Source organism: Rhizobium sp. 768_B6_N1_8, assembly GCF_051811225.1.
GTDB lineage: Bacteria > Pseudomonadota > Alphaproteobacteria > Rhizobiales > Rhizobiaceae > Rhizobium.
Map to the genome: position 1 here is coordinate 396686 of NZ_JBPWPV010000003.1, position 22373 is coordinate 419058.

Here is a 22373-nt window from a genome sequence, read left to right on the forward strand (position 1 = left end):
ACCGCGAGGTAGGTGAACGCAGATGGAGCTCAAGACACTCGACAAGAACAGTCGCCACCCGGGGCACGTGATCGCGGTTGAATCGTCGCGCTTCGTATAGCGACCACTTGTCGAGCATCGCGGGGCACGCGTTACGGAGACGATCTTGCCGTATCGAACGAGCTGCGTGGTTTCATGTTCGGCGTGCTCAGTTGCGGGTTGGCTTCACCTCGACGGTAAAGATGCGAAACTGTCCAGCCCATTGCTTTTTTTGGCTTGTGCGTCGATCTTTTTGCAGGCATCCCCGAATGGATCGCGCATCGGCACCAATGGCGAAGCACCAAGGAGGAGAAGCGCTTTCAAGTGTTTCCAGCCGCCTTCCTCGCCCAGCACCGGTGCATAGGATGTCATCGCAGCACGTTCCTCACCGTAGAGGCGCTTGTATTCCGCAAAATTGGAGAAGTCCTCGTGATTGCTCCCCAGGAGATGGAAGGTCTCGGCCGCGGCACCTTCGGCAAGGATGACTTCATGCGTGTCGAGCAGAACGGCATAGTACTCGATCGACATGTCGTCGGCCGGGGTGACCGGTGCAATGGTCGTACCGTTCACGAGATCGTTCACGCGGATCAGAACGCCGTTCAGATACAGCGCATGGCCTGGCGACAGGTAGAGATCGGAATGTGGTGTGCGGCTATCCAGCGCGTGGCGGGAAACCCGGATCGGCACGACGCCTTCATGCCAGCGTGCGCCGCTCTTCTTGAAGACCTGGCGGCCGACCCATTTGATGGGACGGGTGCTCCCGTCCGGAAGGGCAACGCGATCGCCGATGCGCAGGTCCTCGACGGGCTTTTCACCGCAATCCGTGAGGATCGCCGTCCCACGCAGGAAACACTGCGGGCCGCTGCCGCCGCCACCGCTTCCGCCAGAGCCTCCATGTCCACCGGAGCCGCCGTGTCCGCCGGAGCCTCCATGTCCACCGGAGCCGCCCCGCCCCCACCGGCGCCCCAACGCATTCGCGGGAGAGGTGGAAATTGCCGTCGCCAATGCCGCAACGCCGGCAAGCCGGGCACCGGCGGCAGCGGCAACACCTAGAAAATGTCTGCGCGCGGTATTGCGTGGCAGATTTCTTTCTTTAAGGCATGTCATCTTGACGCTCCTCTGATTTGGCTTGGTGCCTACCAAGTGTTGTCGAAGCCCACGACCGTGGGTTTCCTTTCGACTTCGCCGAATAGACAGTCGTTTAGAATAATATTTTGAGGAGAACCGGCGTGGGACCAAGGTCTTACCCAGGGGCTATCAAAAAGTTCAGTGGCGCTTATCTCTATTGTTTGACTTGTTTTTCTCGGCCTCGGGCGATCTATTTAGAGCGTACTGACAGGCATGATCCTGTCCCGTCCGGCGAGTTGCGCAGGTGGTGATCTTTCTCCTCACGGCGGATAATCGATGAGCTTTGAAGGACTCTAGACGTTCACGCGAATGAACTGAGTGCGCTTCGATAAGCGAAGATTGACGGCTACTGGCCCAATCGGGTGCTGTCGATGGTAGCTTGCGGCCCCGAGCGGCCAACCCGCTCGAATGGTCTCCACATCGGCCACCAGGGGTGTATATCGCACCTAACAGAAGCCATTGAGCTTTAGGATTTTATGAGCGTCGATCGTCGCCCGAAGCGCCTCCTCTGACGCGCGGTCTCCATTGTTTGCATCGGGATGGTGCATCTTGAGCTTCTGCTTGTAACGGCTTTTAATTTCATCCGGCGTAGCGTCCGGTGAGAGACCGAGCGTTTCGAATGCTTTTGCTTCCAGCACCTTAAGCTTGCGGGATTGAATGGCCGCTTTTGCCGCTCTGCCATGCGCCGCGTTTTTTCGGGCATTGATCGTCTTCGCGGTCCCGGAGCGAATGGAGGAGGGGAGGGGCGTTTCAGAAGCGTGATTGACTCTAACGCCCCGGGTAGGGCGGCTGCCACTTGCCGCTTCGCGCTGATAGCGGGCCGTGACAGGGTTCGACAGTTTCGTCACGTAATTGTAGCCTTCGCTATACTCTTTCGCGTGGCTACGGCAAAACAGCAGGTACAGCCCCTCAGCATCCGCTCCCACGGGCGCGCGATGCGTGCCTTGTTTCTCGCATCCGTCCCATTGGCATTTTGGGCCACTTGTTTCGCGATGGTCGGCCGGTTTCTTTCGCGTCGGTCTCAGTCCGACAAATATCTTTGAATCAGACGTCATGGCGCCTTATACGACCCTGCTGCCGGACACGACAAGATTGCTCACCACCAAGATACCGGGCCCGCTATATCAGCGCACTTCCCTCAACAGCCTGCGCTCAGGCGTACGCCGCGGATACACCCCAACCTTGTCCGCTTCGGCGGGCATTTTTAGGTGACTTGCTCGAGACGCGTCGACCCGAATTCGCAAAGCACATCGTGAATGCGCTGGATGAGGTATTATTTGAAGCTGTTTTGGAGGTATTTAAACGGTCAATCCCTGTCGAGCGTCATGAATACGCCCCGGCAGCCAATAGAGCTGCGCCGACCACGATAATGGCTAGTCCTGGCCAGTTTTTGGATATTCCGAGGTACCTGAGACCCTGGCGCCGTGGCTCTAGCGTGTTGCCGCCTTGCGGCGTTCGATGCAGATCACTGGGTCTTCGACCAAGTGCCGACGAAAAGAGAATAAGAAGTCCGCCGATTATGAGTGCGGCACCGATCAGAATTGCCCACATGGATGGCCTCCGCTGGCATCTGGTATGTGGGTTAAACCAAATTCGGACTTGATCGTTCCGCCGTAGATCTGCTGGTGGGTCGATCTAGCGGGCACGAGTAGCGGCTTTGCGGACGTAAGCGGCAGACCACGAGGGTAAGTCCATCGGAAGATAGCGGCGCCTTGGTTGTGAACCGCCGCTCGAGCCTGATTGCATGTTATCGAAAGCGGGCATTACCGAAATTGCGTAAGCTCGGCTGCCATGATCGCAAGATTTTCATCTTCGTCTCCGTGCGCGATTTTCTGCAAAACCTCGCTCTTGACGACTGGAACCGTGCTCCTGGGCGAGTTGGTAATGCCGACCATTGCAGTCAGTCCATGGCGCCCGCCCGCATGTGCTTGTCCTCCGGTGATCGGCTAAAGCAAGGGACTGGGACAACCGCTCTCTTCGCATCGATTCAACTCCGCCGCTATCTCAAGGGCGTCGATTTCTTGGAGGCCTACTAAATCTCTTCCATTCGTGGCAGCGGGCAACCCGGTCATCGTGTCCAATATTCGCCAAGTCCCTTCGGGTTCCGGTCCAACGGCATAGCGGCTTGTTCCGTCGGAGCGGCCAGCTCGTGCTGGCGCGCTAGAATACATCTGCGGACCCCGCTGCTATGACCATCAGCACCGCGATTGCGGGCGCGATCAACCATAATCTCGCCCTTACCCGCGAATTGATAGCAGCGGCCGAAACGTCGCCTTGCTCCGACGCAGTCTTCATGCAGTCAGCATCTATGGACCTGTCCATGTAACTTCCTCCTTGAAATCCGAAGACGCCGCTGGGCGCTCTTCGAAACGTCGCCTAGTTCTTCCTTGACGTGATCGACGCGGTTGTTTCCGCACGCGCGCCCAGTTTGTGAGCACGCGTGACTTCACCAACGCTTATGCGGCGCCTCCAAGCAGTTCTTGAACGGGCCGCTTATAACTCAACGGCCGCGCGGGAAGCTTTGATCCTGCTTCAGGCCATCCATTTCCTGGGATTGCCTCATCTCGCGATCGGCCCCGGTGTCGCTGTCGGAGACGTCGCGCTGGTGTCCGGTAGGAAGGACGTCGTCCCGAAGGTCGTCGGGTAAATCCCTTGCGAGGGCGTAGGACCGGATCCGCGGCGATGTCGCGCGGCTGCTGCGGCTGTAGGATCCGACGCCCGGATTTGCTGCCGGGTCCACGGCGAAGGTGTCGTCCCGGGAGGCGTCAGCCTGCTGCTCGCGTTCAGTGTCGCCGATGGAGCGCTGCTGGTTTCCCGAATCCGGGAAAGACACGTTCGCCTGTCGGGCAGTCCAGCCATCCGCCTTCCAGAGATCCGCGCGCTCGTCCATGTCGATCGCACCGTGATCGTCCAGAATGTCGTGGGCGGTGTCGTAGGTTGCGTCGTCGACGGATGCCGATACCAGGAAGCCGCCGCGGCGCAGCCCCTCGGCGTAGACATCGCGATCTTCGTCCGGCAAAAACCAGTCCGCAAGCGCACCGAAGAAGCCGCCGCGATCATCGCTGCCGACATTGGCTTTATCACCATCGGCTTCGTATCCCGGCATAAGCCGGGCATCAGTGACGCCAGCTTCCTTCAGGCGCTCGACAGCCGACTCCGCGTCGGCGCGAGAATCGAAAAAGGCCGTGAGATTGCTTTTCGCAGCGCCGCTCGAAAAGGCGGGAGCGCTTTCGTTGTAAATGCCTGCCATTGTTTCCTCCGTCCGTTGGTCTGCTCAGCGAACGGCCATGAAGGATCAATGTTCCGCAGCCACGAATAAAGTCCTTGGGGCAATGGAGGGACCGAACTCTGGATCCCGGTAGCTGGCGGGATTTCCGCAATCGGAGATCGACTATTTCGTGAAGACGGAAACCGGCAACCTTTCTCGCAGTAAGGGAGCCTAACCCGGAGCCTCTCAGGCATTCGACTTGCAGCGCAGGGCAGTTCGGGTCTAAACGCCTCGGCCCACACCTAGCGGCGGCAATGGCGGGAAGCATCTTCGTATCCTGGTGGGGTCGCTGCCCTTCGCGGTGCGAAGACGTACCGGACTTCCTGAGACGGTCGCCAAGCTGACAAGTTCATACGAGGCATGCCTTGTTAGCTGCGGAGCATGTCTGCTCCCATCACGACTTCGGTTCGATCTGTTCGGACCCCTTCTTTTGAGCCGACGTCCGCTGACGATATATGGTCCGAACGGCTGTCAGGCGCTGCGAGCCTGGTCTGAATGCCGGCCTTCCGCGAACTCCTCGATAACCTTCGCGCAGAAGGCCGGAAGGCCTGCTCTTCCGGGCAATCGCCACCATCCGCGATCTGAGGGGTATCACCGGGATACCGGTCGTCGGCACCGGGCATGATGCGGTCATTGGGGTGACCTCACGGGCATCGTCTGCCGGGAAAGCGTCGCACCATGAGATCCGGGAAGGCCTGCTCGCCGCAGCGGATATCACTGACCGTTGCATCATACTCGGATGTGATGGAGGCCACGTCTGATTTTTTAGACAAGCGAAACTCAAACAATTCTTGACCGATTGCTTCAGCCCGGCCGCGACTGAAGCGACAAGAAAGGTGTTCCTGGCTTTAATGATGTCCGACTTCCCGTGGAGAGCCCGCGAACCCACGTGGCAAGAGCGTATCGAAATGTCGTATCGTTAGCCACCTTGGGCCAGCGGCTCTACATCATCATTCCTATCATCTCCTCAACGGCCTCCCTAACGACCACTTGTTTCTGATCGGGGAAGGCGATCCCGATGGAATGTTTTCCCGGCCATGATGCGATACTCCGTGATTCGAGTCGCGACTCAATTGTCCAACTGCTTTATCCCTACCCGAAACAGCCGATCGCAACGTGTTTTGCAGGCTGGCGTGAGCGTCCGCTAACAGACCAAGCCTCTGGCCAAGGGAACCACTTCTCTCGTCGCTCATTGCCCATCCCGAGATCGCGGCCGTGTCAATCGGACGTGACGGAGATGGCGAACACGGGGATTTTTCCGATTTCTTCCTGTGGCCAACGAAGTGGCAGTCGAGCGCCCCACCCGTCCGGCGTGATCTCGACCCCGGGAGGTGTGCACTACACGTCACTGCCATGCTCGCGGGGTTCGGTTCGCATCGAAGTGCACAAGGCCGACGGATTTCGAAACGCGTGGGTGGGTAATTAAAATGGATGATCGGATACCGAAAGAACGACAGTCAAGTTCGCAGCGGGCGTGGATAGAGGCTCGGGAACAGACGACGCGGGTTGCCATGCAGATGCTCGAGGAGGAACGACGGCTGCGCGCACTGAAAACCGAGAGGCTTCGTCAGGCGAGGCTTGAGGCGCAGACGAGGGGTAATTCCGCTAGCTAGAACGAAACCGAGATGGATTCATCCGTCGTGACGGCAAGAGGAGGCGCGCAGTTCGCTCGCTGACGTTCGCTGTGCTGCGACGACGCAAGAAAAGACCCGCTTGGGGAAACAAGCGGGTTTCATTAGGCTGGAGATGTCATTAGACAGCCGCAATTGTATCATGGGAGAAGATCGTACGAAAGTCATTATGTGAGATATTGCTAAAATAGATGATTTGATGAAGAGCGCCCGAAAAGCGTCTTCTACCAATCATGAAGTTCTTTCAGCTTCACGTCGTGCTGCTCAGCCGCTTAGGATGCCTGCCGCGCGGATTTTGCCAGCCTTGCCCCGGCACTATCCGCTGCACAGCAAAGAGAGCAAGATAAAGTCTCAGCGATGACGCCCTTTTCGTGCCAGATCTTATCGCGTCGATCAAGTCGGTAAACCTCGAAGCCGCCTTCCGCGATCTTGCTCTACAATAGCCCACGACCCTTGCCGACGACGAAAGGCGGGCGGGAGAGTGGTACAGGCGCAGTCAGCAGCCCCCGGTTGGCCCATCTCCAATGTCTTCGCCAAGTAATGTTGTTTCGCATACCATGAATGCGATTTGACGCCGGCTCTCCGCCGCTCGAAGATGACATCCGGCAATTGTGACCTCCGCAACTCATCATCGCAGATATGCCGCCTGACCCCGGAGCCAGCTTCCCAACCCCTCTCCCGGTCAGACAAAGCTCGCCGTCTAAAGCGCCAGCCGCAGCTGCGGTTGCGTGAGAGCTGCTCGCCCTTGCAGTGAAGACAGCGATACGCCGAGCAGACGGATCCCTTTTTTCGGCGGGAAGATTGGCGCGAGAAGCAGGCTGACTACCTCCTCAAGATCGGCAATCCCCGGCAGCGCTGCCGGAACTGTCTTGCTGCGCGTGATCTGGGTGAAGTCGGCATATTTGACCTTGAGTGTCACGGTCTTCGCCCCGATTTCATTGGCTTCGCAGTAGCCCCAGACCTTTTCGATCAGGGACTGAAGCCCTTCGCGCGCAGGTTCGTAGGAATGGATGTCGTGCGAAAACGTGTCTTCCGCGCCGATGGATTTTCGCACCCGGTCAGGCTTTACCTGGCGATTGTCGATGCCACGGGCGATCCCATAGAAATACGGTCCCGATTTCCCGAAATGCCCCGTGAGAAGCTCGAGCGATTGCTGCTTGAGGTCGGCGCCGGTCTCGATTCCCAGTCGATGCATTTTTTCAGCGGTTGCCGGTCCGACACCGTGGAATTTTTTGACGGGGAGTTGCTCGACGAAGGCCGGACCGTTCTTCGGCGTGATGACGGCCTGGCCGTTCGGCTTGTTGAGGTCGCTTGCCATCTTGGCGAGGAACTTGTTGTAGGAAATCCCGGCCGAAGCATTGAGGCCGGTGAGCTGCTTGATCTTTGAGCGGATCTCCGACGCGATCTCGGTCGCAATTTCCATGCCTTTGAGATTGTCGGTGACATCGAGGTAGGCTTCGTCGAGTGAGAGCGGCTCGATGAGAGACGTATATTCGGCAAAGATCGCACGGATCTGCTGCGATACGGACCTATAAACCTCGAAGCGAGGCGGCACGAAAATCAGCTCCGGACACTTGCGCCTCGCCGTCACCGACGGCATGGCCGAGTGAACGCCGTAAATTCGGGCCTCGTAACTTGCCGCCGCCACAACGCCGCGAACCGCCGCATAGCCAACGGCAACCGGCTTGCCACGCAGTTCCGGATTATCGCGCTGCTCGACCGAGGCATAAAAGGCATCCATGTCAACATGGATGATTTTTCGGACTGGGGTCGAGCTCATATCGTTCATGGCGCCGTCGGCGATCGCAATGGGATTGGCGGCGCTCATCGAGAGTTTTATGCCGAAACAGAAGGGGAACATAGCAGGCTCCGTCCCCATATCAAGCATTTCATTGAACGGCTGCACGCATCATCAAGCGACTGGAAGCGGGCAGTCTATCTGATGGCGCTATCGGATGCGGCGGCAAAAACTTCTGGACGTGCGAAGATATACCGCCTGGGGCTTTCACGCGTGGAACGAATAACGGTTTCGGGGCTTTCGCTCCTGTCAAACGAAGGAGACTGTTATGGGAAGCACAGCAGACAAGATTAAGGGAACGACGAACGAGGTCGCCGGCAAGGCGCGGCAGGCCGTCGGTAAAGCCGTTGATAATCACGAGGAACAGGCAAAGGGTTCCCTGCAAGAGGCCAAGGGCAAGGCCCAGGTCGCCAAGGGCGACGCCAAGGATGCCGTGAAAAAGGTCGTCGACAGGGCATAGCCACATTCGAGCACACACATTCCCGCACCAAGCCCGCGCCGGTCGCGGGCTTTTTTCAGAAAGATGCATTATGAAATATTCAACACTCGCCGTTACCGCCGTCCTTGTCGTCCTTCTTGCGGAAAACGCGTCTGCCCAGGCAGTTGAGGATCCCGCAGTCAATGCCTGCAAGAACACAGGCCTTCTCGCTCTTCGGGAGCGCTCGCCGGAGATCACTGATCTTGTCATGGATATGGAGAGCCTCGCCATCAGCAAGTCTGATACCAAAGTCGAGGATGTGGCCGTGAAAACCGTCATTCTTGGAGAGGCCTACATTGCCCGGAAGGAAAAGACGGGAAAGCCGGACAGGTTCGTGTGCTTGCTCGGCGATAAGGGTAAGGTCCTGCTGACGTTCTTCACCGCCCAGTAGTGCATCTGCGACCCCGGAGCTGAGAAACCGACGGCGGCAAGGGGTCGGTCATGTGATCGGACCGTCTCGGGCAGGTGGGATAGAACCGCGAAATCGATCGACAGAGGCGCGTTCTCGAAACTTGATTGTAAAATCGACCGTTATGTCCCACGCTTCAGGCTGGCGGTATCTTCTCGAATTTCGGCACCGCAGCACGAGGTGATCCCGGCCCCTGTCACCTTATGGTCCAGGACAAAAGCCCCGGCCTCTAGCGGCTTGGATTGCCAGGGATTTATGGCGTGACGATGAAGGCGTCGGACGTGCCGGGAAATCTCATAGATGGACGCGCCGCGCAAGCCGCGTTGCTTGACGGTTCCTGCCTCACCGAGCAGGACCATACTTCGAGAGAACCCACGCGGGCCAGGAGATCGGAACATATAAAGAACACCATTGGCGTTCCGGCCGATTTTCGGCTATGGCTCGGCAGCAACAAGTCGAGGCCCCAATGAGTCGGTTGAAGCTCCTCAGAGACCAGCGTCAGCTTGCGCTGTCAAAACTCGAAAGCCTGGCAGAGGATCATCCGCTTCGACCACGATATTTGGAACGCGTGCGTGAACTGGACGATCAAATCGAAGCGCTCAACTCAATCAACTAGATGGACAACAAGGGATTAACGATGTCGTTGGCCGAGAAATTCATTGTGGTTCCTTTCAAGCGCAATCGAGCTGGCTTGATCCCAGGAGAGATGCGACAGGCTTCGAATGGGACATCTGCGGAAAAGATCGCTTTTGCAATGTCGGCCAGATCCCTCGGTGTTGGAGCCTACTCCGTGATGGTCGACAGCGAAACGGGTGATATGAGCTCGCCAAGACTGCTCGCTGCCTTCGGTGAAGTTGGTGATTTGACCCAAGACTGAGGTATAGCGATCGCACTTCATCGCTGCTTCATGGGCAGGTTGCCAACTCGTCCTGTGGAGAGGGCGCGCCACATGCTGTTCGGCAAGGGCCGGACTTCTCCGAATAGAGCGCACGGGCCGCGGTGTTGAAGACGACCGTCTCCTGGCCGAGCAGACCGGAGACCGCCTCTGAACTCTCATGTTGTTTAAGCCCAAGACCTGCAGCACACTGGCGTTCGGCAGGAATGTGGGCGCTGGCACAGGCGGCGAGCAGTCTGTGAATGTCCTGCGCGATCGGCCAGAGCGAGGGCCGGCAATCCGCAACGCGGCCTCGTCAATCTGATCGCGATTGGCCGGCAATCCACCGATTGGTCGTTTCGCTGAAACCTCACCCTGTTTGACGACGGGCTGCTCAAATGCGGCCGCGTTTAGATGTCCGGAGGGGTAGTCTAGCTCGCCAGCGGTGATCATCGTCCCGATTCCCGTCCTGCCGTGACATCCTCAGCCGCTCGAGTTTGGTGACCAGATTGCCAGGATTTTTTGAGCAACTCAGCCGCCAAGACGGAGGCCAAACGATCGACCAGTTCGATGGTCAGGGTGTAAAACGCTCTGCTCCTATCGATCGATGTAGGTCGGTCGAGGTTCGCTTTCGGGCAAGTTCTTGAAGGGACCAGACCGTCAGCCGGTCGGAGCAGCCTAAATTTCGAGCGCACGCTTCGCTTATGTCGATAATCGAATTCCCCCTTTCAGCGCGTGAAAGCTCAGATACGCTTCCTTGGCTCTTCGATGGTCTGCTACTGCTGGCACTGACACGAACGGACGAGCCTCTCCGCTTCCGTTGCAAACACGTGTCGACCAAACCTCGCGTATTCGATCGGCCACCTACGTGGAGCCGATCCAGGACCTTAAGCCTGCCTTGCCTTGCGATTGGAATAGCGCCGATCACGCTCGACCTTTCGAGCGGCTTCATCTTCGATCATGCGTGCGATGCGGTCTTTCTCGAGTGCCTCGTATGATTCAGCCTCGGCGCGGGTCTCGGCAGCTGCGGCTTCCAGTTGCTCGGCTAGCTCGGTCGCAAGGCGCTCACACGCCGCAAGCTTCAGCCGTTCGCGTTCAAGGCGCCGTCTTTGCCTATCTGCCGCAAGGACGATGCGTTCCGCCTGTCGCGCCAGTTTCGCTGGTTCAGTCGAAGCCTTTGCAGCGGCATAGGCTTTCAGGAGGGCTGCCTTTGCATCTGCAGCGGCTCTTCGACGATCGAAAAGATCTTTTTCTCTAGCGTTCTTCAAATATGTGTCCTTCGATCGTATCCAGACAGAGTTGTCAGGCCGTTTTCGCTCGTTTGGCTAGCAGGGAGGCGGTCGCTGTTGCGCGATCCCGCAATTCCTTTGCAAGACGGGCTTCGCGAAGGCGCACAGTCTTTTCCTGGCGAGATCGAACGAGGGAGTCGAGCTCTTCGACGGCGCTGTTGCGTGCGAAAAACTGTGATTGTGAGAGGTTGAAGGCTGTCTCAGCCTGTTGGCGAGACTTGCTATATGTTTGGGACATGATCATTTCCGGATGAAGGCCGCCGGGTTGGCGGCAATAAAAAAGGCCAGGCAATACGCCTGACCCTGATTGGTATCAGCTCTTAACAGTGCCAGTACATCCGTGGTCAACGAAAAGCAGATACCGGATGAGTTAGGCAGCCTGCAGATTGCAGGCGGACATCTTGCCCGACTTATTGTCGCGCTCCAGCTCGTAGCCGATCTTCTGACCCTCTACGATTTCGCGCATGCCGGCGCGCTCGACGGCCGAGATATGGACGAACGCATCGGCGCCGCCATTGTCAGGCTGAATGAAGCCGAAACCCTTGGTGGAATTGAACCATTTAACTGTGCCAGTGGTCATGATGAACCCTTTCATAGCAATTGAGGGGCCACAGCACCGGAGCGCTGCAGATGGTGATAGCGATTTTTGAAAGGAAGGTTCGTTCAGGGCGCGGTGCCAATCGCGCAGTAACCAAAGCTCAGCAAGCAAATATCGATAGTCGCTATATGGGCAACGTGCAGCACAATGTCAACTTTTAGTTTTCAGATTAATGAGAAATCTTCATATGGTTGCAATTCGGGCCTTTACATCCGGCCGCAATTTCGTTGCCCCGCAGCATGCTCGAACACTGCAGAGGGAATGGCCGGGATGCTTTCTAATAAGCGGAGGCTGCCGCGGACTAGGGCGTTGCTCCGCCGTTGAACCTATCTTGTGCAATTCTCTTGTATAGCTGGTAGGAAAAGAGGCCGTTTAGGGAACAAGGCAGACATGTCCATTCAGCGTACGAGCTTTTACGTCCTTCTGGCGGCTGTGACGATCGCGTTCATCTGGCTGCTTATCCCCTATTACTCCGCTGTCTTCTGGGCCGTCATCCTCGCGATCATCTTCTTTCCCGTTCACAAGCGACTGGAGCGTTTGTTAGGGGGCCGTCGTAGCATTGCCGCCCTGCTGACGGTGTTGATGTGCATATGCCTCGTTATCGTGCCGGCAATGATCATTCTCGGTTCTCTTATCCAGGAAGGAACAAGCCTGTATCAACGGATCAGCAGCAACGAAATCGATCTCAATGGATATCTGGTCCGGATCCAGAATGCCTTGCCAGCCTTCATCGACAACTGGCTGACGTCACTGAAACTCGGTGGATTTTCGGAACTGCGCGCGAATATCTCCTCCGGCGTCGTGCAGGCAAGCCGGTCGGTCGGCGGCGGTCTGCTCAGTTTTGGTCAAAATACGCTGCAGTTCTTTATCAGCTTCGGCATCATGCTGTATCTGCTTTTCTTCCTGTTCAGGGATAGCGGGGACCTCAGAGGCAAGATCCGACATGCAATTCCGTTGAGCGATGACTATACGCGGCAGTTTCTCGACAAGTTTTCCGCTGTCGTTCGCGCCACCGTCAAGGGAAACATCATCATCGCGATCGTCCAGGGAACGATCGGCGGCGTGGCATTCTGGGCTCTGGGGATTGAGGCCGCCTTGCTGTGGGGTGTGACAATGACGTTCCTGTCGATGCTGCCCGCAATTGGTGCGGCGCTCGTATGGGTTCCGGCCGCCATCTGGCTGGTCCTCACGGGGGCCTGGCTGAAAGCATCGATCCTGGTCCTCATCGGCATATTCGTTATAGGACTGATCGACAATCTGCTGCGCCCGCCGTTGGTCGGCAAGGGAACGCGGCTGCCCGACTACGTCGTGCTGATCTCGACAGTCGGTGGCATCTCCCTGTTCGGCATCAATGGCTTCGTCATTGGCCCCTTGATCGCCGCCTTGTTTATCGCGGCATGGTCGCTTTTCGCCGAACAGCAGAGCGCTGAAAGAGCAAAGTCCAAGATTAAAGAATGATTGAACCGTCAGCTCCCGGGACTTTGCGGCTTGCTCAGAATTCCATCCGTGAATCGAATATCTACCAATTTGGGGGCGGCCGCGAAGGTTCCGATCCTTTTTAAGCGCTGAGGCTCAATGCGCAGTCGAGAAGAACTGAAAAACTGGGGTCTTGGGATCTCTCCGAATCTCTCTTGACTAGCTTCGTGGAGGGTTCAGTCTTGGCAGAGAATTCGCGTGAGCTGCCGCTTCGCCGGGGTAGGGGAAATCATCACCGATCTGCCGATCGCCATCGAAGACTTTGAAGGCGGGTCCATCGACTTCAACAATCTTGTAGCCGTTCACGTATTCGATTTTCCGCGTTTTCCAAGCCACTTGAGCTCTCCTTGAAGAATGACTATTCGCGACCCGGGAAAATGATGATCGACAGGCCATACTCGCCGATCTGTCGTAGCACATATTTGTCCAGGTGGGTTTTCCGCATTTGGCGCCATCACCGAAAGGCCCGCTTTCACCCCTCAGGCAGCCTTTTTCTGCTCGCTCTGGGCTTCGATGATGCCCATGACATCGCTTTCCTTCATGATCAGCAGATCCTCGCCGTTGATCTTGATCTCGGTGCCGGACCATTTGCCAAACAGGATGCGGTCGCCCACCTTGACGTCGAGGGCATGGATCTGGCCGGCGTCGGTGCGCGCGCCGGGGCCGACGGCGATGACCTCGCCTTCCTGCGGTTTTTCCTTGGCGGTGTCGGGAATGATGATGCCGCCCCTGGTCTTCTGCTGAGACTCGATGCGGCGGACGAGAATGCGATCATGTAGCGGTCGGAACGACATGTTTTCCTCCATTGGACAAAAAAGATGACGCACAATCCCCTACCGGACCGGATGACCAGTCCGGGCGGGTGCAAACCTCATTCGAGCGTTTTGCGCAACATGATCTGGTTTTGCGATTTTTCGGTTTCAAGAGGGCAAAGAGAAAAAATTAGCAATCCACAACAGGTGCTGCTAACATACGGATTATCAACGGGAAACTTGGTTCCTGCGTTCAAGCATTCGCCGATGGACGTAGACATTGCGCGGCAATTTGGATTGTCATGAAATGAAAATGAATGACTCTCATTGGATCTGCAGCGCAACTCAATGGCTATGGTTTTTCCACCGCCCATATCCTCTACCGGTTTCCCGATTTTGGGTTCTTCCTGCAGGCTCATGTCTAGCCGGGCCAAGACCTGCCCGGGAATTCCCCGAGATCCTGAGTTCGGGGCAGTGTTGCGCTGGCCAACTAAAGCGCCTCGTTAGGCCGAGTCCGCAACCTCGTGGTCAGAATCTCTCCATTCTACATCCAGAGGTGCGCTGATCAGGCAACGCAGGCCACTCTCGTCATATCCAAGTTCTGCGCGGCCGTTGAGCTGTCCCGACGACATTGCCTCGATCAAGCGCGACCCGAACCCGCGCCGTGAGGGGGGTCTAACCGGCGGGCCACCACTCTCACTCCATAGCAGTCTCAGGAAGGGGTCGGGTGAACCTTCCAACTTCCAGGAGACTGAAATTTTGCCAGACTCGGCCGATAAGGCGCCGTATTTGGCAGCATTGGTGGCCAACTCATGCACAATGAGCGCGATCGCGACCACTGCTTTGGGAGAGATACTGATATCCGGTCCACTGATGTTGACGCGCTCCGTCGAGTATGCTGACAGCGCTTCCGCGACCACCCTTCGAAGGCTTGCGGCCCCCCAGTTGCCATGGGTGAGCAAATCATGGGCTCTCGCCAAGCTTTGCAGCCTTGCGTCGAAAGCCGCCCTTGCTGCCTCGAAATCCGGCGCGCCCGCAAATGTCTGACGTGCGATGGCCGCAACCGTTGCCAGGATATTCTTGACCCGATGGTTCAACTCGGCGATGAGAACCTCCTGGACCCGCTCGGCTTCTTTGCGCGCGGTAATATCTCTGGCGATTTTCGAGGCGCCGACGATGCTGCCATCCGCATCATAGATCGGAGATACCGTAAGGGAGACCTCCAAGAGTTTTCCGCTCTTATGGCGCCTGATCGTCTCGTGGGTCTCGATACGCTCGCCGGCCCTGATGCGGGCGATGATGCGAGCCTCCTCATCTACGCGATTGTCTGGAATAAGAACTGTCACCGGCCGACCGAGAATTTCGCTGGACGAATAGCCGTAGAGCTTCTCGGCGCCATCGTTCCAGTCGGTGACCATCATAGAGAGATCGATGCCGAGAATTGCATCTTCAGAGGAAGCAATGATCGATGCGAGCCGTTTGAGTGTCGCCTCGTAGCCGACTCGGTCGGTCGTTTCGCTGACGATACAGAAGACCGCGAGAACCTTGCCGTTTTCATCGGATACAGGGGAATAGGAGATATCGAAATAGACCGTTTCAGGCCTGTTGTGCCTCTCGATATAAAAAGGCCTATCCTTGGCAAAAACGGTCTCGCCAGTCTCCAAAACCTTGCGCAGCAGCGGCTCCAGATCATCCCAAAGCTCCGCCCAGTTTTCTTTTGCCGGCCTGCCAAGCGCCGCAGGATGCTTTGTCCCGATGGTCGGTGCGTAGGCGTCATTATAAATGGCGATGAAATCAGGTCCGCAGAACATGACGATCTGAGCACGGGAGGGGAGTGCGATATCGACTGCGCATCTGAGCTGGATCGGCCAGGACGATATCGGTCCAAGGGCGGTGCCTGCCCAGTCGCAATCGCGAATGATCGCGGCCAGTTCGCCCTGGTTGGGCACGGCATGATTATTTTCGCGCATGAAAATCGCCTCGGTCTTTGCGTCACTTTTGAAAGTTCGCGAGCAGCAAGTCAACGGCAGAAAAGGACCAAAACCGGCTAGTCTGCATATCGATTGGCGCGATTGTAAGTCAAAGACGAAATTAGGAAAATTTTCGTGCGCGGCCAGTCGAACTGGAATATTGGGATTGAACGAAATCTTTCGAGGCAACGATCCCGCATCCAACCGGCATATGACAGCAGACGGCTTCGGGATCCGGAAGACCGCGTCAGCATAGTCATTGCGGCCGCGTTTGAAGGCCTGAGGCCCGTAAACGCGGACGAGCCGATAAGACGTGCTGCACGCTTCCATTATTCACTGCACTATCGTCGCTCATCTACGCAACCTGCGACCTCCATGAACTTGCTGCGGCTCCTGGAAGTCGGGTCCGTTCACAAACTCGCGAAAGCTGACACAGCCACACCGAGTGTCCCGACGTGATTGGGCTCATCCGCCTTCTCATTGCCGGGATCCTCTCGCGTTCCAATCACCGTCTTCAGCGCGGTTTCCTGACAGCGGATGTGGGAAAGCGGCGCGGCCGAACGTTTTCGTGGACGTGACACGTTGTCAGGCACGTCTCGGAGGACCCGCGCCGCAATCCGATTGAATGACCGTGTCGGAAACAAAGGAGCTCGCGCCGCGTTATTGGTCCATCTCATCGCAAGCGTGGACGCATGAAAAGCCATTCAACGAAAAAACTCCAAGGTGATTTGCCTTCCGCATCGTCAGAGGCGGCCTACGGCGATCGCAAAGAACTGGCAGCCATCGCCTTCGAGCGCACCAGGATGCCGATGGTCGTCACAGACGCGCGTACACCCGATCTGCCGATTGTACTTGCAAACAAATCATTTCTCGAACTGACAGGCTACAGCGCCGAGGAGGTGCTCGGCCTCAACTGTCGTTTCCTGCAAGGGCCTGCGACATCTCCTATAGCTGTTGCAGAAATTCGTGCAGGCATAGCCGACGAGCGGGAGGTCAACGTCGAGATCCTCAACTACAAGAAAAACGGCGAGCCGTTCTGGAATCGCCTGCACCTAAGTCCAATCCACGGCGACGATGGACGGATCCTGTATTATTTTGGATCTCAAATCGACATGACAGAGTATCGCCGCGTCGAAGCCCTAGAGGCCTCCGAGCACCGCTTGCTGAGGGAGGTCGATCACCGCGCGAAGAATGTCCTGGCGATAGTCGATAGCATCGTCCGCCTCAGCAATGCAGATAACCCGGCACTTTATGCCGCCGCGATCCAACATCGCGTGCAGGCGCTTGCCCGTGCCCACGCCTTGCTTGCTGAGCGAAGATGGACAAGCATTTCCGTTGAGGAACTCATTCGTCAACAAGTGGCGCCGTTCGCAGCGGCCCGCGCTTCTTTTAGTGGGCCGGACATCAGGTTGCCGGCATCGATCGTCCAGCCACTTGCGCTCGTTTTCCACGAACTCGCTGTCAACGCAGCCCGTCATGGTGCCCTTGCCGTCGAGCAGGGCACACTTTCCATCCGTTGGAGGCCGGGGCAGTCGGGCAGGGGCCTCAGCATCCGGTGGCAGGAGACCGGCGCCGACGCTCCGTCTAAATGGACCAAACGAGGATTTGGCACCGTGATTGTCGGTGCGATGGTCGAAAAACAGCTCAAGGGGCGCCTTGAGAGAAACTGGCTCGATGAAGGGCTGCTTATCGACATTGAAATTCCAACGGCGGAGTTGACCACCTGAGAACGGCTTTTTTGGCAGGTGAAAGCAACGTCGAACCCAGCGTTATCAAATGCGTAGCGTTAGAGCCTCTCCTGACTGGACGAGGCTCTTCGCGTATCACTTGTTCATCGCATCCTTGAGCGCCTTGGCCGGCTGGAAGGTCAGCTTCTTTGCGGCCGCAACCTTGATCGTCGCGCCGGTCGAGGGATTGCGTGCTTCGCGCTCCGGCGTCGCCTTGACTTTGAACTTGCCAAAGCCCGGCAGCGAGGTTTCGTTGCCAGCAAGAGCTGCCTCGGTGATCGAGGCGAGGACCGCCTCGACGATCGTCTTGCCCTGTACCTTCGTCAGACCGTGTTCGCCAGCAATCTTGTCTGCGATTTCGTTGGTCGTCGTCATGTCATTCTCCGGATCGTCGTTGATGCGCAATCCCTGACACCGACCGCGTCCATTGTCATGAAGGCAGCATCGGCGATGGCACTCGTTCGGCGAGATTTCCACAGTTTCCAATCGATCTGTCGCCCCTGGCGTGCTTGTTGGGGCCAATATCAGGAAATGAGGCAGCCGAGCTTCTCGCGTCACCCTTCGCTCCAACGATCCGCCAGCTCCTGGTTTTCGTTCATTTCTCCATCGAACACGTCCGCCTATCTCATCCAGCCGGCCGGCAGTAATTTTCGGCGATAGGGTTGGCAGTCCATCGGACTGGCGGGGCGAGGTGGTTGGCAAACAGCTGAACCATCGTCAATAAGTTCGAAATAATCTTCAACGATTATTGACGGCGACTGATATGGTCGAGCGATTTTACTAACCGCAAGGATTTAACCGATGGCAGATGATCCGAACCCAACCCCTGCAATCGAGACCGCGTCCGCAGATGCGTCTTCGAAGACAAAAGAAAAGAAGACGCGGGCGCCGCGGAAGCCCAAGACCGCCGCTGAAACGGTTGCCGACACTTCGGTGAGCGCTCCGGTCAAGAAGACCCGCGGCCCGGCGAAAAAGACCGCAGCGCCCACGGCGTCCGTTGCCCCGGTGGCGGTCGCAACCGTCACCAAGGCATCTGTTCCTGCAAAGAAGCCTAGGGTTTCGAAGGCTCAACCTGCCAAGCCTGCGCCGCAGGCCGTCGAGGCCACCCCGCCGCAAACGGACGGTTTTGCGGATCTTCTGAAGCTCGAAGAAGAGAACCAGAAGCTGCGCAAGGCGCTCTCCGACAAGCTCCGCGCCGAGAACGCCGACCTGCGCAAAAAGCTCGGATTGGTTTGATCATCAACAAACCCGTCCACCGGCTTAATCTTGTTTTATGACGAAGGACCGGGCTCGCATTGCAAGCCCGGTCTCCCGCTCGGTACTATGGCACTAAGAAAACGAGTCGGGAGGTGGTGATGAGATCACCGTGGAAACTAATCAAGGACTTTGCGTCGCGCCATAAGGCGACAGAAGCGAGTGCACCGGCCGATGAAATCGTGGCGATACCCGATCCACGAGCAGAGGAATACCGGCAAGATCCAACTCTGCGGACGGAAATAGAAGCCGCAATCGAATCTAAGTCGACCGTTTATGAGAACGATGCGCGTGAACGGTGGGATTCAGCTGGTGCGGCGGCCGAGCCACCCGCTCGGGTGGACCAATCCGATCCTTTGGTTGGCGAGCAGTCAGAAGCCAGCGCTTTAAAGGTTTATGACCAGCCTTTGCCGTCCGCAACCGTCATCGCAGGTGAAAACGGCGCGGGAGTTCCGCCAGGCGGTGCAAAAAAGCAAAGGGCAACGGCTGCTCGGACGCGGGAAAATCGCGGGGAACAATCTGGCGTCACACAAGCGGCCGGAGAGCCAGCGGCGGAGAAAAAAACGTTCTTCGATGAGGCCATTGAACTGGAACTCGAAATTAAGGATCTGCGATCGCAGCTCTCCGCAAAACTGCTTGAGCAGAACGCACATTTGCGTCGCCTGCTCGAACGCTATGACGACAAGTGAGCCACCGGACCGGCGCCGGACGGCAAGCCGCCTTCAATCTTTACGAGCGATGTTTGCCACCGACATCCGCTACGTCCTATCTCCGGAAACATAGGCGCTCCGCTCGCCTATGACATGCTCGCCGGCGGACACGCTATTGCCTACACCGACCGGGTGGCCGCGGAGTTTCCGCATGGCAGGTGGTTGGAACTCTCGTCGGAAGACAGGATGCGGCCTGCACCGACACATCTGGGCCGGCGTGGCAACGCATTCCCTAGAGGCAAGCACACGGCGTCGCCTTGCCTGCTGCCTGTCGAAAGGCCATTTCGTGCGCGTTTTATCAGTATCGACGCTACTCCGGCGTTCTCGAACCCTTGAGGTCACAGACGGCCGTGGAACTCATCGAATTGCCGGCATTGACCGCTTTGTCGTTGCCAGTGAAGGTCTATGGATCACCCGGTATCGAGCCTCAACCAGGTTGTAGATGCCAAACGCGGCCAGACCTGCTGCGGCAGCGAAATAAAGAATGACCCCGTACGGGAGCTGCCGGACCCAGGCCATCGCGTCGCCCATACTTCCAGCCTGTTCCGGATCGACCCGAAATCCGGCATGAACGAAAAGCAGGCCTGTCACAGCGAAAACGACGCCGCGAGAGACGAGACCATAGATGCAGACGGCTCTAAGAAAACCCTTGCTGGCGGTCGGAAGGCGCAGATACCGCTCGAATTTCCTCGTAATGTCCTTTGAAGCTGTTATAGCGCCGCCGCCGACGAAGCCGAGGCCCACAGCATTGACAACGGACATCAGAGCGGTGTGCCGCTCACACTTGGGCGGAATAATTCCGGCACTCTGTATCAAATGCCACCAGCCGTGGAGCAGTATTGCAACTATGCGCCACATCCCGACCTTTGTCAGTGATGTCGCGAAGGTCGCGTCTCGACCCAAAGCAGAAGTTCCGCTGATCCCCGCAAACTCTCATTAACGGCCCTACGCGGACCTTTGCGTAGGAGGCAATATTCCAAGCGAAGTTCGGTAGCAGCGTATGTTACTGTAACGTACTTGCCATTTCTCGATGCCGGGGGAAGATGGCCTGCAAGTTTTGCGGGCAGGCTGTGAGCTTCGGTCGCCAATACTGTGCGAAAGGTATAGGTCCGCCCGTGTTGTTTTGGGGCGTGAAACGTGCATGCGCAGTCCGTTCCAACTTTGAAAAATTATAGTGGAGGGAATGACATGACATCGACAGCACGCAGGCTTGCCTTTCTGGCTCTTCTCCTCGCGACAACCAGTATCAACGGCGGGAGCATAGCCTCCGCCCAGACTGCTGCTGAAATTCCCCCGGCGATCACCACGCCGGACAAAGTCGAGACTCGGATAGGCCCGCTCGACTTCAAGGACGGCATGCCGAGCGAGGAGACCATCGCCAAGGTCTATGACAACATAGACTTCACCCACGCGTTCGAGGCGTTTGTGAACACCCTTCAAGGGGTTAGCATACACGCCCTCCACAAGGGCCTACTGAGCGCCGGTGTCAAGGATAACGAAGTCCTTGTCTTCTCCGAACTGATGGACGCCAAGTCGCTCTTCCTGACGGCCAACGCGGACACCGTCTATTCCATGGGCATGCTGGACCTGACCAAGGGTCCCATGGTGCTGGAGGTGCCACCGAAGGCGCTTGGTGCCATCGATGACTACTGGTTCCGCTGGGTCATCGACATCGGGCTGCCTGGTCCTGATCGCGGCGAGGGCGGGAAATACCTCATTCTGCCGCCCGGCTACGATGGTCCGCTGCCTAGTGGCTTCAATATCGCCCACGCCCGGACCAGCCTCGTCATATGGTTCGCTCGCTCGTTCCTAGAGAACAACGATCCGAAACCCGTGGCCGACACGATCAGAAAGTTCACCAAGGTCTATCCATACGAGGTTGGCGGCGTCGGCACCCCCATTGCCGACTTTTTGAGCGGCAAGGCCAAACTTGGCAAAGTCACGCCACCGCCGCCGACCGTGTTCCACGAAGGTACCGGCAAGGTAATGAACACCATCCCGCCGAACGACTTCAGCTATTACGAGATGCTCAACGAGGTCGTGCAGCAGGAGCCTGCAGGGTCGCTTGACCCCGAGTTGATGGGCCCCATCGCCGCCATCGGCATCATCAAGGGCAAACCCTTCGCGCCGGATGATCGGATGAAGAAGATTCTCACCGAAGCGCTTGCGCTCGCCAATGCCACTTCGCGCACCCTGTTTATGGCTCCTCGCGATCCCACTTTGTACTACTATCCCGGCTCGGGTTGGCAGAACATGCTGTTCGAGGTCGGCTACGAGTTCGAGACGCCGATACCGCTGATTACAACCGGAGGCGTAAAACCCTACCCGCCGACCGGCTATCGCACGCTCGACGCGCGGACGGACTTCTTCTACGGCGTCACCGGGATCACGCCCGCGATGGCCATGCGTCTGCCCGGCATCGGCTCGACCTACCTATGGACGATGATCGATGCAAACAAGGAGCCCTTCGACGGTGCCAAGACCTACAAGGTGACGTTGCCGAAGGACATCCCACAAGCGAACTTTTGGTCGTTCACGCTTTACGACAACATGACGCGCTCGATGCTGGACACGCCGCAGCGCTACCCGCGAGCAGGCAGCCAGAGCTTTCCATCACCCGCAGCGGAAGCGGACGCCGAAGGCACGACAACGATCTACTTCGGCCCGACGCAGCCAGCGAATGTCAAACGCGGCAACTGGATTCAGACCATGCCCGGTAAAGGCTTTATCCCGTGCCTGCGGCTCTACAGCCCGCTTGAACCGTTCTTCGCCAAGGAATGGCGACCGAGCGAGGTCGAACTCGTGGATTAGTCCGCCGAGAAGGACGATAGCATCGCGTCCAGGATCGGCCACCTCTTGGCCGATCCGGCCATCCTCGATTTCGAACTGCTGTTCGCGGGATCAAAACTGTAAACGTATTTCGCCACCCAGGGGGGCCTCGGATGACCGCTTGCCACACCATTGCGGTCCTCCGGATCGTGGGATGTGGGGCG

Annotated in this window: 21 protein-coding genes and 2 pseudogenes; 9 read left to right on the forward strand and 14 right to left on the reverse strand. The window is 57.5% G+C overall.

The genetic code is table 11. The annotated features are described in order from the left end of the window. Nucleotides 1-204 precede the first annotated feature (204 nt). The 5 genes from AB8B33_RS36540 to dinB all read right to left on the reverse strand — a co-directional run bounded on the left by AB8B33_RS36540 (nt 205) and on the right by dinB (nt 7834). Complete coding sequence (locus tag AB8B33_RS36540; RefSeq protein ID WP_439019207.1) at nt 205-1125, reverse strand: Hint domain-containing protein; 921 nt, start codon at nt 1123-1125, stop codon at nt 205-207. A 467-nt stretch (nt 1126-1592) separates the two neighbouring features. Then, entirely contained in the window at nt 1593-2201 is a 609-nt protein-coding gene (locus AB8B33_RS36545) for a J domain-containing protein (protein WP_439019208.1), read from the reverse strand. Between the two features lie 268 nt (nt 2202-2469). Further along, nucleotides 2470-2697, reverse strand: coding sequence for a hypothetical protein (locus AB8B33_RS36550; protein ID WP_439019209.1), 228 nt, complete (start codon nt 2695-2697; stop codon nt 2470-2472). A 949-nt stretch (nt 2698-3646) separates the two neighbouring features. Next, entirely contained in the window at nt 3647-4396 is a 750-nt protein-coding gene (locus AB8B33_RS36555) for a hypothetical protein (protein WP_439019210.1), read from the reverse strand. 2349 nt (nt 4397-6745) lie between these two features. Further along, nucleotides 6746-7834: a DNA polymerase IV gene (gene dinB, locus AB8B33_RS36560; protein ID WP_439019326.1), complete on the reverse strand. Its 1089-nt coding sequence runs from the start codon at nt 7832-7834 to the stop codon at nt 6746-6748. Between the two features lie 277 nt (nt 7835-8111). Here dinB and AB8B33_RS36565 point away from each other — a divergent pair, with 277 nt between their 5' ends. The 3 genes from AB8B33_RS36565 (at nt 8112) to AB8B33_RS36575 (ending at nt 9607) form a co-directional block, all read left to right on the forward strand. Further along, nucleotides 8112-8303 carry a CsbD family protein gene (locus AB8B33_RS36565; RefSeq protein WP_113186274.1) on the forward strand — a complete coding sequence of 64 codons (192 nt, stop codon included), beginning with the start codon at nt 8112-8114 and terminating at the stop codon, nt 8301-8303. Nucleotides 8304-8373: 70 nt separating this feature from the next. Continuing rightward, complete coding sequence (locus tag AB8B33_RS36570) at nt 8374-8712, forward strand: hypothetical protein (protein WP_113322049.1); 339 nt, start codon at nt 8374-8376, stop codon at nt 8710-8712. A gap of 655 nt (nt 8713-9367) precedes the next feature. After that, entirely contained in the window at nt 9368-9607 is a 240-nt protein-coding gene (locus AB8B33_RS36575; protein WP_113186319.1) for a hypothetical protein, read from the forward strand. Between the two features lie 57 nt (nt 9608-9664). Here the strand turns inward: AB8B33_RS36575 and AB8B33_RS36580 are convergent. From AB8B33_RS36580 to AB8B33_RS36595, 4 genes and pseudogenes are all read right to left on the reverse strand, one after another. Beyond that, nucleotides 9665-9893 (reverse strand): annotated as a pseudogene (locus tag AB8B33_RS36580) (TraM recognition domain-containing protein); the annotation flags it as partial. Between the two features lie 598 nt (nt 9894-10491). Next, nucleotides 10492-10872 carry a DUF6481 family protein gene (locus tag AB8B33_RS36585; RefSeq protein ID WP_439019211.1) on the reverse strand — a complete coding sequence of 127 codons (381 nt, stop codon included), beginning with the start codon at nt 10870-10872 and terminating at the stop codon, nt 10492-10494. Between the two features lie 34 nt (nt 10873-10906). Then, nucleotides 10907-11131, reverse strand: a complete 225-nt coding sequence (locus AB8B33_RS36590; protein ID WP_439019212.1) for a hypothetical protein — start codon at nt 11129-11131, stop codon at nt 10907-10909. Between the two features lie 132 nt (nt 11132-11263). Then, a complete protein-coding gene (locus tag AB8B33_RS36595; RefSeq protein WP_037062590.1) occupies nt 11264-11473 on the reverse strand; it encodes a cold-shock protein in 210 nt (69 codons plus the stop codon). Nucleotides 11474-11881: 408 nt separating this feature from the next. Here AB8B33_RS36595 and AB8B33_RS36600 point away from each other — a divergent pair, with 408 nt between their 5' ends. Continuing rightward, complete coding sequence (locus tag AB8B33_RS36600) at nt 11882-12949, forward strand: AI-2E family transporter (protein WP_439019213.1); 1068 nt, start codon at nt 11882-11884, stop codon at nt 12947-12949. A gap of 177 nt (nt 12950-13126) precedes the next feature. On the opposite strand, the gene AB8B33_RS36605 is transcribed toward AB8B33_RS36600, so the two are convergent. Together AB8B33_RS36605 and AB8B33_RS36610 are read right to left on the reverse strand one after the other, a co-directional pair. Beyond that, nucleotides 13127-13303: a hypothetical protein gene (locus tag AB8B33_RS36605; RefSeq protein ID WP_439019214.1), complete on the reverse strand. Its 177-nt coding sequence runs from the start codon at nt 13301-13303 to the stop codon at nt 13127-13129. Nucleotides 13304-13446: 143 nt separating this feature from the next. Beyond that, nucleotides 13447-13761 (reverse strand): co-chaperone GroES, encoded by a 315-nt coding sequence (locus AB8B33_RS36610; RefSeq protein WP_439019215.1) that lies wholly within the window; start codon nt 13759-13761, stop codon nt 13447-13449. A gap of 275 nt (nt 13762-14036) precedes the next feature. Here AB8B33_RS36610 and AB8B33_RS36615 point away from each other — a divergent pair, with 275 nt between their 5' ends. Next, complete coding sequence (locus AB8B33_RS36615; protein ID WP_439019216.1) at nt 14037-14144, forward strand: hypothetical protein; 108 nt, start codon at nt 14037-14039, stop codon at nt 14142-14144. A gap of 78 nt (nt 14145-14222) precedes the next feature. Here AB8B33_RS36615 and AB8B33_RS36620 read toward each other — a convergent pair whose 3' ends face one another. Beyond that, nucleotides 14223-15689 (reverse strand): sensor histidine kinase, encoded by a 1467-nt coding sequence (locus AB8B33_RS36620; RefSeq protein WP_439019327.1) that lies wholly within the window; start codon nt 15687-15689, stop codon nt 14223-14225. Nucleotides 15690-16381: 692 nt separating this feature from the next. On the opposite strand from AB8B33_RS36620, the gene AB8B33_RS36625 reads away from it, so the two are divergent. Beyond that, complete coding sequence (locus AB8B33_RS36625) at nt 16382-17416, forward strand: PAS domain-containing protein (protein WP_439019217.1); 1035 nt, start codon at nt 16382-16384, stop codon at nt 17414-17416. A gap of 96 nt (nt 17417-17512) precedes the next feature. Here the strand turns inward: AB8B33_RS36625 and AB8B33_RS36630 are convergent, their stop codons facing one another. After that, nucleotides 17513-17791, reverse strand: coding sequence for an HU family DNA-binding protein (locus AB8B33_RS36630; RefSeq protein WP_439019218.1), 279 nt, complete (start codon nt 17789-17791; stop codon nt 17513-17515). A 426-nt stretch (nt 17792-18217) separates the two neighbouring features. Here AB8B33_RS36630 and AB8B33_RS36635 point away from each other — a divergent pair, with 426 nt between their 5' ends. Next, nucleotides 18218-18652, forward strand: a complete 435-nt coding sequence (locus AB8B33_RS36635; protein ID WP_439019219.1) for a hypothetical protein — start codon at nt 18218-18220, stop codon at nt 18650-18652. A gap of 119 nt (nt 18653-18771) precedes the next feature. Continuing rightward, a complete protein-coding gene (locus AB8B33_RS36640) occupies nt 18772-19359 on the forward strand; it encodes a hypothetical protein (RefSeq protein WP_439019220.1) in 588 nt (195 codons plus the stop codon). A 378-nt stretch (nt 19360-19737) separates the two neighbouring features. On the opposite strand, the pseudogene AB8B33_RS36645 reads toward AB8B33_RS36640, so the two are convergent. Continuing rightward, nucleotides 19738-20127 (reverse strand): annotated as a pseudogene (locus tag AB8B33_RS36645) (DUF1206 domain-containing protein); the annotation flags it as partial. Nucleotides 20128-20568: 441 nt separating this feature from the next. Between AB8B33_RS36645 and AB8B33_RS36650 the strand changes: the two are divergent. Beyond that, nucleotides 20569-22191 (forward strand): DUF1254 domain-containing protein, encoded by a 1623-nt coding sequence (locus tag AB8B33_RS36650; protein ID WP_439019221.1) that lies wholly within the window; start codon nt 20569-20571, stop codon nt 22189-22191. Nucleotides 22192-22373 lie beyond the last annotated feature (182 nt).